The 11,628-nt window shown below is 57.9% G+C and carries 11 protein-coding genes; 10 read left to right on the top strand and 1 reads right to left on the bottom strand.

The annotated features are described in order from the left end of the window. Window positions 1–22 precede the first annotated feature (22 nt). The 10 genes from JMF94_RS14055 to JMF94_RS14010 all read left to right on the top strand — a co-directional run bounded on the left by JMF94_RS14055 (window position 23) and on the right by JMF94_RS14010 (window position 10,650). Entirely contained in the window at window positions 23–1,114 is a 1,092-nt protein-coding gene (locus JMF94_RS14055) for a glycosyltransferase (protein WP_240825869.1), read from the top strand. Between the two features lie 185 nt (window positions 1,115–1,299). Beyond that, window positions 1,300–1,785, top strand: coding sequence for a hypothetical protein (locus JMF94_RS14050; RefSeq protein WP_240825867.1), 486 nt, complete (start codon window positions 1,300–1,302; stop codon window positions 1,783–1,785). Window positions 1,786–1,925: 140 nt separating this feature from the next. Beyond that, entirely contained in the window at window positions 1,926–3,113 is a 1,188-nt protein-coding gene (locus JMF94_RS14045) for a glycosyltransferase (RefSeq protein WP_240825865.1), read from the top strand. 268 nt (window positions 3,114–3,381) lie between these two features. Beyond that, window positions 3,382–4,563: an ABC transporter permease gene (locus JMF94_RS14040; RefSeq protein WP_240825863.1), complete on the top strand. Its 1,182-nt coding sequence runs from the start codon at window positions 3,382–3,384 to the stop codon at window positions 4,561–4,563. 130 nt (window positions 4,564–4,693) lie between these two features. Beyond that, window positions 4,694–6,610: a glycosyltransferase gene (locus tag JMF94_RS14035; protein ID WP_240825861.1), complete on the top strand. Its 1,917-nt coding sequence runs from the start codon at window positions 4,694–4,696 to the stop codon at window positions 6,608–6,610. A gap of 19 nt (window positions 6,611–6,629) precedes the next feature. Then, the gene (gene rfaE2, locus JMF94_RS14030) at window positions 6,630–8,087 is read left to right on the top strand and encodes a D-glycero-beta-D-manno-heptose 1-phosphate adenylyltransferase (RefSeq protein ID WP_240825860.1); all 1,458 of its coding nucleotides are present in this window, start codon (window positions 6,630–6,632) and stop codon (window positions 8,085–8,087) included. A 27-nt stretch (window positions 8,088–8,114) separates the two neighbouring features. Next, complete coding sequence (locus tag JMF94_RS14025) at window positions 8,115–9,107, top strand: glucokinase (RefSeq protein ID WP_240825859.1); 993 nt, start codon at window positions 8,115–8,117, stop codon at window positions 9,105–9,107. A 286-nt stretch (window positions 9,108–9,393) separates the two neighbouring features. Next, window positions 9,394–9,801 carry a transcriptional repressor gene (locus JMF94_RS14020; RefSeq protein WP_022659167.1) on the top strand — a complete coding sequence of 136 codons (408 nt, stop codon included), beginning with the start codon at window positions 9,394–9,396 and terminating at the stop codon, window positions 9,799–9,801. A 105-nt stretch (window positions 9,802–9,906) separates the two neighbouring features. Then, complete coding sequence (locus JMF94_RS14015) at window positions 9,907–10,446, top strand: bacterioferritin (protein WP_240825858.1); 540 nt, start codon at window positions 9,907–9,909, stop codon at window positions 10,444–10,446. A 15-nt stretch (window positions 10,447–10,461) separates the two neighbouring features. Beyond that, window positions 10,462–10,650, top strand: coding sequence for a rubredoxin (locus tag JMF94_RS14010; RefSeq protein WP_022659169.1), 189 nt, complete (start codon window positions 10,462–10,464; stop codon window positions 10,648–10,650). A gap of 114 nt (window positions 10,651–10,764) precedes the next feature. Here JMF94_RS14010 and JMF94_RS14005 read toward each other — a convergent pair whose 3' ends face one another. Then, entirely contained in the window at window positions 10,765–11,616 is an 852-nt protein-coding gene (locus JMF94_RS14005; RefSeq protein ID WP_240825857.1) for a PhzF family phenazine biosynthesis protein, read from the bottom strand. Between the last annotated feature and the right edge of the window lie 12 nt (window positions 11,617–11,628).

The raw sequence follows: 11,628 nt of genomic DNA, 5'->3' as shown, positions 1-11,628 counted from the left end.
TCCGGTTATCTGAAGGAGAAGCATGACCATCCCACAGCGCATCCTCTTCTTTATGGAGGATCTTTGTTATGGCGGAACGCAACGCCAGACCCTTGAACTGGCCCGCCGCCTGGACCGCACACGTTTTACGCCGGTCATGCTTACGCTCACTGGCCCCACTGACCTGGATGAAGCCGCGCGGGATGCGGGCATAGAGCTGCACCACATGGGGCATGACCGCAAGGTACCGCCCCTGTTTTTTGCCGCCCTGTATTCAAAGCTGCGCAGGTTGCAGCCAGATGTCATCGTGCCTTGCACGGCCCTACCCAATATCTGGGGGCGCATCTGGGGGCGGCTGGGCTGGCTTGGCGAAAAAAAAGCCCCGCGTATTGTGGGAACCTGCCGTGGCGGCGGCGGCCCCAAGCGGCAGCATGAACGCTGGCTTTGGCGGCTTACGGATCATATGATCTGCAATTCCGAAGCACTGCATGAAATTTTGTTGTATTTCGGCTTGCCGCAATCCCGTTTGAGTTACATCCCCAACGGGGTGGATACGGAATTTTTTGCGCCGTCCGGGGCTGCGCCCTCGGCTCGTGCCCCCGAGATCGTCTGCGTGGCGCGCCTTGCGGGCGACAAGGATCACCTGACCCTCTTGCGCGCCTTTGAGATTGTGCTGCAACGCCACCCCTCGGCGCGTTTGCGCATTGTGGGGGATGGCCCGGAAGAAGCCAATCTGCACCAGTGGGCCAAGGATCATGCCGCCGGAAGCAACGTGGACTTTATCCCCGGTGGGCTTGATATGCGCGGGCACTATGCAGCTGGACGTATCTTCGCACTTTCATCCGTGCGCGAAGGCCAGCCCAATGTGATCCTTGAGGCCATGGCCTGCGGCCTGCCTGTGTGTGCTACATCTGTTGGCGGCATTCCCCGGCTGGTGGAAAACGGCCAGAATGGCCTGCTTTCGCATGCTGGCGATGTGGCGGCCCTGGCGGAGAACTGCTGCCGTCTGCTTGAAGACGGCGCGTTGTGCGATGCCATGGGGCAGGCCGGGCGTTTGCGCGTGGAGCGGGATTTTTCCTTCACTGCCATGGTGGAGGCGCATCAGGCCGTTTTTGCCGGCTTGCGCCGCAACTGACAGCTGAACTTGTCAATCAGTCTTCTGCCCAAGTGCGGAAGGCGCAGGTATATATGGAATTAGATCAAAATTCACTGCGTGTATGCTCCAGGGCTGCACAGGCAACGCGGGCAATACGGCTCAGGCGCGCGCGGCTGAAATATGCAGTTTTGTGTCTTGCGGCGCTTTGCGTTTGCTTTTGCCTGATGACCGTGGGTGTTTTTGCGGCTCGCGCTGCCGAAGTTCAAACCACGCAGGACCAAAATCCCGGCTCCCAGGTGGAACAGCACGGCGAACAGAAAAGTACCCCCCCTACTGCCGGAGGCACAGCCACGGCAACGCCGTCTGCTGCCAACGCCCCTGTGGAAGTGCGTGAACTCTGGACAGGCTCGCTCTATTCATCAACATACCGTGTGGGAGTGTGTGTTTCCGCTCAGGGCACGGTGCGCGGCGTGGTGCACCTGCGTCTGTACAACGGCAAGGTTGACGTGTACCACATAGATGGAACGGTGCGTAACAATGATATTGAGGCGCACCATTCATCCGGGCATTCATTCAAGGGGCGTCTTGCTTCTGCCGAAAAAGTCGAGGGCGTCATCAGCCTGAAGAACGGCATGAACGTACGTCTGGAGGGCAAGCGCATCCACGATGCGCCGCTTGCGCCGGAAGACTGCGCCCCCTTGCCCCAATAGAATTTGAGCTGGGACAGGGCGTTTTTACGTCCTGCTGCGGCATGGCTTGCCTGAATACGCGGTTGCTGCAAGCGCTGCAAAGGATCCATGTCCTTGCTGCCGATTGCTGATCCATTCAACAATAACATGAAGGAGTGCCTATGTTCTGGATATGGTTTTTGCTGGCCACCTCCCAATGCGCTCTGTTGTATATTCTGGCCCGCAGGGGCGAAAGCATGCCCCGCCGTATTGAGGAAGAAGCCGAGGCCAACCGCGCCATACCTGAAGACAAATGGCCATCGGTGGGTATGATTGTGCCTGTGGCCGGGCGCGATCCGCGTATGGAAGGCGCGTTGCGCAGCCTTTTGACCCAGGATTATCCCCGTTTTGTCCCCGTGCTCGTTACTGCGGAAGAAAATGAACCCGCCGCCGAGCTTGTGGGCAGACTCAAGCAGGATTTTCCCGCTCTGCGCCATGTGGTGGCAGGCACCGCCACGGGTTGCGGGCAAAAAAACCATAACAGCCTTCAGGGTATTGCCGCTCTGGGCGATGAAGTGGACGTCTATGTGTTTTGCGACAGCACCCACATGGCGGAACCTGATTTTCTGCGGCATCTGGCGGCGCCCATGGCCAGGGGCGAGGCTTCGTTCAGCACCGGTTATCATGTGGTGGAGCCGCGCGACGACCAGCCCGTAACACTGGCCTATACGCTGTGCGTCATGCTTATGCGCTACCTGCAAGCCATGTCTGCCTTTACCCAGTTGTGGGGCGGCGCTATGGCCATGACCCGAGCGGCCTACGTAAAATACGGCGTGGCGCAGTTGTGGCTTGAGAACGTGGTGGACGACTGCTCGCTCACGGCCCTGCTTCAGGTACGTGGCGCAAAGGTGCGTCTTTGCCCCGGTGCTTTGCTGCGGACCGATGCTGTTAACCACTCCACGCCCGTCTGGCGGGCCTGGATGGACAGGCAGGTGCTTTTTCTCAAGTTCTGCATGCCCGGCCAGTGGAAGCTGCTGGGTCTCATGTGTGTTATGATGGCCCTGCCCATGGTGTGCGCGGCCCTGGCCTTTCTGGGCTGGATTGTGAACGTGGGCAGCGGCGCTGGAGTGTTGCTTGGCCTGTTCTGGCTGGCGGCGGTGGTCAGCGCGCTGCATCTGTGGCGTGGTCTGCTTGTCAAGCCCGTGCCGCTGTGGCGCTGGTGCATGGCCTTTGTGGACGCCGTACGCATGTTCACCTCTGTTTACTGGCAGAGCATAAAGTCGTGGGATATTGTCTGGCACGGCATACGGTATGAAGTCGGCAAGGGCGGGGTAGTGCTGCGCTCTGAACACTGTCAGGGAACGAAGTAGCAATTTGAAACCACACCTGATGGAGGCGTGGTGCGCCAGATTCTTTCTTATTTGCGCATGCGGTCCGTGACAGGGTATGGAAATAGAGGCTTTGACATACACCCATGGTGGCGTGTATCGTCTTTTGCCCTTTTGTCACGGGCCGGATGCAATATATCTGTATGCAGCCCGACAGCAGGATGCGGCAATGGCGTTGCGCATGTGCGCGGCATAAGCCACGGCTTTTTTTATCGTTTTTTGTCAGAGTAGTGATTGCGCCATGATTGCAATGTCAGACCTTATTCGCGTCAGCCTCAGGCAGGTTGTGCGCCAGCGCGGCTTCGGGGTGATGCTTTCCATCGCCCTTGGCATCACGGCGTTTATCGTCCTGGCGGTACTTGGCCGAGAAATTCGGTACAAGGTGGGCCAAGATATGGTGCTCATGGGTGGCGTCAACGTCATCCAGGTATACATGGATGATGCCCAGTACCCCGGCCAGCCCGACCGCGAGTTTTATCCTGAAACAGTGGAAGCCCTTTCTCAGTTGCCCGGCGTCAGCTTGGTGAGCAGAAACCTGCGCGACAATAAAACTTTCCCCATACGCGGCACCGGCGAACGCACGCTGAATTTGGATTTTATCGGCATCGACCAGTATTTCGCCGAGGTTTACTCTATTGATCTTACGGCCGGGCGGCTGCTCAATCAGGAAGATGTGGACTCTCACAGGCGCGTATGCCAGCTTGGCAGGGATGCGGCCAGAAATTTATTTGGCGGTTCGGAAGAAGCCATAGGCAAGCTGCTCTTTCTGGAGCAGGATGTTTTTGAAGTGGTGGGCGTTGTCAGCGGCGTCATGCTCGGCAGCTGGAGCCATGGCGGCTTTCTGCCCTATACCACCATGGCCGACCGCAACTGGGGCCGGGGCAAGGTGCGCAGACTCTTTATCCGCGCCATCGGCTGGGAAGACGTGCCGCCGCTTGTCAAGATTATTCCTCAGATGGTGCGCGAGCATCAGTCCGCCCCCTATATCGTGGTGCAGACGCAGGAAGATCAACTCAATCGCATCAAAACCACCTTCATGTGGGTTGAGGCTCTGCTGTGGCTTGGTATTGCCGCTTCGCTCATGCTTGGCGGTTTCGGCATCTGGTATGGCACATTTGCCGCAGTTCGGGCCAGAACGCGCGAAGTGGGCCTTAAAAAGGCCATGGGCGGCTCGGATATAGACATCCTGGCGCAGTTTCTGGCCGAGGCTCTTTGCAAATCGGTTGCTGGCGGCATATTTGGCATTCTTATTGGCTGCGCGCTGGTTGAGATCGGTTCCCTATCGCTTGGAACGGGTGTTTCGTATCCGCTGCTGTTTTTCAGCAGCGTGGGAAGCATCGTTTTTTCTGCCGTCATTGGCATAGCGGGCGGTCTGTTCCCTGCCATGCAGGCAAGCCGCATGGACGTGGTAACCGCTCTGCGATTCGAATAGCACACAATGCGCGGGTTTGCCCGCGTTCTTGCGGCTCTGCCGCACATGCACAAGGTGGATCATGGCACCCGTTATAGTCGCCAAAGATTTATATAAATGCTACGCCGGTTTTTCACCGGTGCTGCGTGGCGTGAATATTGAAGTTGTTCCCGGCGAGATGGTGGCCATCATGGGGCCTTCGGGCTGCGGCAAATCCACCATGCTGCACGTGCTGGGCATGTTGCACGCGCCCGACTCCGGCTCTTTGCAAATTCTTGGCAAGGATGTCTTGACGCTTGACCGTGAGCAGACTGCCAGTTTTCGCCGTGGGACCATGGGCTTTGTCATGCAGTCGAGCAACCTTTTTGACCACTCGACTGTGTTTGAAAATGTTGAATTTCCCCTGATATTTGAGAAAATTCCGCCAGAGGAACGCTGGGAGCGGGTTATCCGCGCTCTTGAACTTGTGCGCCTTTCTGCGCGTGTGCACTACCGCAGCAACCGCCTTTCGGGCGGCGAGCAGCAGCGCGTGGCCATTGCCCGCGCTATGGTCAACAATCCGCGCATCCTGCTGGCTGACGAACCCACGGGCGCGCTGGACGCCAAAACCAGCCGCCTTATCATGGATAATTTCCGTTCGCTTTGCCATACGGGCGGCGTTTCCATGGTTATGGTTACGCATGACCCCAAGATGGCCGAATTTTGCGACAGCATCTATACCCTTGAAGACGGCATTCTGCACTGCCGCCAGCGCAACCTGCCGCAAATGCCCGACACCATTTCGCACAACCTGCTCCAGGGGGTTGCCCCTGTGGTGCGCGGCGCCATGGTTGCCGAGAGCTTTCCAGAGGCCTCCGGTCAGTGCCTGATGGATGAGGCCCACCGTATGCATGCGTCGGGCCTGCTTACCCGTATTTACGCCATCCGCGATAATGGATTTCTGGGAAATCCCGAGGGCTATGCCCTGCCGCTGGCTGTGCGGCGCATTGGCGCGCTGCGTGTGCTTGCGGCCTGCCTGGGTATGCTCAGGCTCATGCGAGGATCTTCGTCGCAGTTATGGGCGCTTTGGCGCAAACTGCCGGGGCGGGGCCGCTGGGGCCGTCGCTGGTGGGATCACCTGCGCGCATTCTGCGCCGGGGCCATGCTGGCGCGTTGGGGCCAGGAAGAAAAGATCGAATTTTTCTACGCGGCAGGGGCCCACGGCCCGGCAACCGCCAGCTGGGTTGCCTCGCGCCTGCTGCATGTGCCGTATGCTTTTGCCGTGCGCGCTCAGGATATGACTGAGCCCGGCCTCAACTGGGCCGCCAAGGGCGCGGATGCAGAGTTTGTGCGCTGCGATACAGAGGCCACGCGCGATGCCATGCTGCAATTGCTGCCCGAGCTGAAAGACAAACTGCTCGTGCTGCGCGATCCCCTTACCCTCACGCCTCCGGAGGATATGGAAGAGCAGATGCCTGTTCCCGCTGGGGGCGATGCCGCCAATGATGCGGATAAGGCTGCGGATTTCAACCTGCTGGCAGTGGGCACCATTGCACGCCGCAAAGGGTACGATCTGCTGCTCCGGGCATGCCGCCTGCTGGCCGACAGAAATGTGAACTTTTCACTGACCTTTGTGGGCCAGGGGCCGGAAAAGCTGCGCTTGCGCTGGCTTGTCTGGCGGCTTGGGCTTCGTGGTTCGGTGCAGTTTGCCGGGCAGATTCCCCATGAAAACATGGCGGATATGTACAACCGTGCGGATGTTTTTGTGGCTCCTGGACGCAAGACCACTGGCGGGGAGGCCGATGGTGTGCCTTCGGCTCTGGTGGAAGCCCTGGCCTTTGGCCTTGCGGTTGTTGCCAGCGACCTGCCCGGCCATGCGGAAGCCATTACGGACGGCGGCAATGGACGCCTTGTGCCGCAAGACAATGTGGGCGCGCTGGCGGACGTTCTGGAAGCACTTGCCTCCCGTCCCGAGGAGCGCAAACGTCTTGGCGAGGCCGCCCGCAAGTCGGTAGTCACCCTTGTCGATACAGACCGCACCGAAGCCCGCCTGACCGAGCTGATCAAAAAAGCCTGCGGCAAGGCCTGAACCACGCCGGGAGAGCGTCATGAATTTTGACGGAGTACGCATACTGGTTGTGGGCGATGTGATGCTTGACCATTACATTGCAGGACAGGTCAAAAGGATTTCTCCCGAGGCCCCGGTGCCGGTGGTGTCTGCGGCAAAACGCTGGTCTGTGCCGGGCGGTGCTGCCAACGTGGCGCGTAACCTTGTGCGCCTTGGCGTTGATGTGGCAGTGGCTGGCGTAGTGGGGCAGGATGCCGCAGCCAGCGACCTGCGCGCGGCGCTCGCGGCTGAGGGAATTGCAGACGGGCTGTCCGTTTCGCCCAGCCGCCGCACCACCTGCAAGACGCGCGTTCTTGCGCAGGGGCAGCAACTGCTGCGCCTTGACGAGGAAGTAAGCGCTCCTCTCGGTGCAGAAGAAGCTGGCGCTTTGAAAAAACAGGTCCTTTCTCTGTTGCCGGGGCGGCATGCGGTTATTCTCTCTGATTATGCCAAGGGCGTGTTGCTTGAATCGGCCAGCGGCTGCAATTTGTGCCAGATAATCATTGAAGAAGCTCGCCGTCTCGGCATCGCCGTGTTGGTTGATCCCAAGGGCAGCGACTGGCGGCGCTATGCCGGAGCGCACTGCGTTACCCCCAATGCCGGGGAATTTGACGCCGCCTGCGGTCTGGACGCTGGCGTAACGCTCAGCAGGCCCCGCCGCGAAACTCTTGCCGGGGAGCTGCGCTCCCGCTACGGCATTGACCGCCTGCTTATAACGCGGGGGCCAAAGGGCATGGCCCTGTTCACCCCTGATGAAGCACCTGTTTACTGCCGCGCCGCAGTGCGCGAAGTGGCCGACGTTTCCGGCGCAGGCGATACCGCCATTGCCACTCTGGCAGCATGCGTGGGCAAAGGCCTGCCCTGGGCCGAAAGCATGCACCTTGCCAATGCGGCGGCAGGGGTCGCCGTGGGTAAAATGGGCACTGCGCCCGTGTCTATTGCAGAGCTTAACGAGGCGCTGCGCGAACAGGCCGACAATCCCAAGCTTTTTAGCGTTAAGAATCTTGTTGAAAAAATTGAAGAATGGCGCAGAAAAAACGAAACTGTGGTTTTTACCAACGGTTGCTTTGACCTGCTGCATCCTGGTCATATTTCCCTTATCCGGCAGAGCGCTGCTCAGGGCGACCACCTGATTGTGGGACTCAACAGCGATGCCTCTGTGCGCCGCCTTAAGGGGCCGACCCGTCCCATCCAGAACGAAAACAGCCGCGCCTTGCTGCTGGCTGCTCTGTCAGACGTGGACGCCATTGTGCTTTTTGACGAAGATACCCCGTTTGAACTCATCTCGGCCCTGCGGCCTGATGTGCTCGTGAAAGGCAGCGACTACACCATTGATACTGTGGTTGGGGCCGATGTCGTGCAGCAGGGGGGCGGCAGGGTCTATCTTGCCCGCTTGGTAGACGGTTGCAGCACTACGGGCATAGTGCGCAAAATCGATAACCAGCGGGATGTCACCTAGACCAGCCGCCGGAGTTTTCAGCCGTACATGCAACGCATCTTCGCAGCAGATATAGGTGGAACCAACGCAAGATTTGCCCTGTTCATAGTGTATGAGGGCAATCTCACGCTTATTTCTGCGGTGTGGGCAAAGTCGGCTGATCTGGGCAATGCCCACGATGTGCTGCAAGCCATGCAGCAGCTTTTACAATCTCCATTTTCTGCGGGTGATTCTCTCGTCATTGCCCTTGCCGGGCCTGTGAAGGGTCTGCGCGGCAAACTCACCAACGGGCAGTTGCGTGTTGATCTTAATGGCGTAGCACAGCAGTACAGCCTGGCCTGCTGCCTGCTGCTCAACGATTTCAGCGCGCAGGCCTTTGCCACGCTGACGCCCTGCGGTACAGCGGCCGCGCTTGTACGCAGCAGCACCCGATCCATTGACGAATCCAGAGAAACCCGGGCCGTGCTTGGCGCTGGCACTGGCCTTGGCGCTGCCATGCTGGTGCGCTCGGGCGGGCCTGACTCTGCCGGAAGCTGGCTGGCCGTGCCCTCGGAGGCCGGGCATACGGCCTTTGCTTTTGTTGGGCCGGAAGAACAGGCCTATCAGGCCTTCCTAGCCCGTGAACTGGGACGCGATTACCCCACGGCGGAAAATGTGCTTTCCGGTGAAGGGCTCTCCGTGCTGCACTACTATCTTTCCGGCCAGTTTTTTTACCCCCCCGCCGTGGGTGCAGAGGCGCTGTCGCACGAAACGCCCACGCTGTTGTGGTATGCCAGATTTTGGGGTCGTTTTTGCCGCCAGTGGATCCTGACCACGCTCTGCCGTGGCGGATTGTGGATTGCTGGCGGCATCGCCGCCAAAAATCCCCTGTGCCTGACGCATCCGGCCTTTTTGCAAGAGCTTGGTCTGGTGCCCGATATTGGCGGCATTGCGGCCTCTGTTCCTATTTATCTTATCGCCGATGGAAACAGTGGTCTGTGGGGTGCGGCGTGCGCAGCTGTGGAGCATTTCTGCCATATGCCCCAGGCGGAAAAGGGCTAGGCAAGCGCGGCCCCTGTAGACTGATGTAATTTGGGGTTACGCCTTGACGCTTTTCTGAAAGTTATTTATTTACCCGCACTGCGATGGTATGTTTTTATGCCCTTGTGGCGCGCGTTCTGGCTGGACTGGAGCCGCCTCACGGCTTTTTTCCGCATGGGAACCATATTCCCGATAAGCAGCCATTGCGCACTGTTTTTCGCCAGGCAGAAGTCTTAGTCTTTTGGTTGAGTTTGGGCTTGACAGTATTCCGCGATAACAGTAATTTTTAGCAACACTGGAGGCTGGCATGGCTCAAACACAAACACGAATGACCCGGCAGCGGGCAGTCATTTTGGAAGAACTGCGCAAGCTCAAGAGCCATCCTACTGCGGATGAGCTGTACAGCATCGTGCGCGAGCGTTTGCCCCGAATAAGCCTGGGCACTGTGTACCGGAATTTGGATTTTCTGGCAGACAGCGGAGAGATCCGCCGTCTTGAAGCAGCAGGATCAACCAAACGTTTTGATGGCGATATTTCAAACCATCAGCATGTTCGCTGCATTTATTGCGGCCGGGTTGGCGATGTTGAAGACGTCAAGCAGGCCCCCACAGTTGAAGGCATGCAGGCAATGGGTTTTGCGAGTATTTTGAGTTCGCGGGTGGAATACGACGGCGTGTGCGAAACCTGCGCGAGATCGCTTGAAATAACCCAGTAACTATTGTCGAATATTTTCCGTGTGCGCTGTGGCTGCTTGTGAGATTTTGCTATTCGTATTATGCAAATAGCATCTTGAACCTGTTATAACCAAGGAGCTTGCGTCATGGCTGAAAACAGGGAAAGCCGGAAGGCTAACGTCATCGAAGTACTGAACAAGGCGCGCGCCATGGAGCTGTTCGCCATCCATCAGTATATGAACCAGCACTACAATCTGGACGATATGGATTATGGCGAGCTTGCTGCCAACATGAAGCTTATCGCCATTGACGAAATGCGTCATGCCGAAAATTTTGCCGAACGCATCAAGGAACTGGGCGGCGAGCCCACTACCCAGAAAGACGGCAAGATCGTTACCGGGCAGGAAGTGACCGTTATCTACGAGGCTGACGCCAATCAGGAAGAAGCCACCATTGAGGCTTACAGCGGTTTTCTCGCCATCTGTAAGGATGCGGGCGACATTGTTTCTGCCCGGCTCTTTGAACGGATCATTGACGAGGAGCAGGCCCACCTGACCTATTACGACAATATTGACGGGCATATCAAAAAACTTGGCGATACCTACCTTGCCAAGATTGCCGGTACGCCTTCCACCACTGGCCCGGCCAGCAAGGGCTTTGTGACCGCAACGCCCGCAGCGGGCTAACAGGCGGGGCAGAGCATGGCTGAACCCAAGGATATGTGGCGTTGCCAGATGGTCAATTGCGGCTATGTTTACGACCCCGACCGGGGCGACAAACGCCATAAAATACCGGCTGGAACCCGTTTTGAAGATCTGCCAGAAGACTGGAAATGCCCTGTATGCGGGGCAACAAAAAAGAGCTTTCGTCCTTTGAGTGACGAAGGCTAAGCCAAGAATCCAATACCCTTGCGGTGAGTTTTGAAAAGGCCCGTTTCCTTGTGCTGCCAATGGCAGAGAAGGAAGCGGGCCTTTGTTTTTTGCGCGCTTTTGACAGGATAGGTTTTACATGCCCGGAAGACATTCCCCGCGCACGAGCAAACGAACCTGACCGCTCACCAGCATGTTGCCGCTGGCTTTGTCTCTGCGGACGCTGATTTCCGAGTCACGCCCCACAAAGCGCCCCTGCCGAATAAGTATTTCCTGTGCGGGCGAAAATTTGTTGTGCTTGTACAGGTAGGCTCCAACTGGTCCTGCGGCGCTGCCTGTGGCTACGTCTTCCGCCATGCCCGCATTGTCCCAGGTTCTGCCTTCAACCGCGTTGACGTCAAAAATATACGCGAATTTTGCGCCGATCTGTGCGAGCCTTGATTCGTAATCCGTCATGAGAATGCGGGCCTGCTCCAGGCCTGAGGCAAGGGGCACCAGAAGATAGGGCAGCCCTGTGGAAACTACTTCCAGGGGAAATCCGGCAGCAATATTGTGCGGTGCAAGATTCAGCGGCTGCAAATACGTTGTGTACGCTTCCGGCTCCAGGGCGCAAATAAATTCCGCTGGTCCCTGATCCATGCAGCAATCATAAAAATCGCCATGCGCCGAACAAAAAACAGAGACCTGCTTGCTGTTCAGGGTGAACAGAATCGTGCTGGAGGCCTCCTGAAAAAATTCGCGTTGCACAACCGCAGCAGCGCCTAGAATTGGATGCCCGGCGAAATCCAGTTCTTCTTCAACCGTAAAGATGCGCGCGTCAAAAACAGCATCGCCCCGCCGCACAAGGAAGATTGTTTCAAACTGCCTGAATTCCCTGGCGATCTGCTGCATGACTGCGCTTTCTGGAAAGGTCTTGGCAATAAAAACAGTCAGCCCGTTGCCGGTCATGGGCTCCTTGCAAAATACATCTGCGTGATAATACTGCACGGATGGATCTCC

This window comes from Desulfovibrio sp. UIB00, assembly GCF_022508225.1.
Classification (GTDB): Bacteria; Desulfobacterota; Desulfovibrionia; order Desulfovibrionales; family Desulfovibrionaceae; genus Desulfovibrio.
This window is presented reverse-complemented; position numbering and strand designations above follow the sequence as displayed.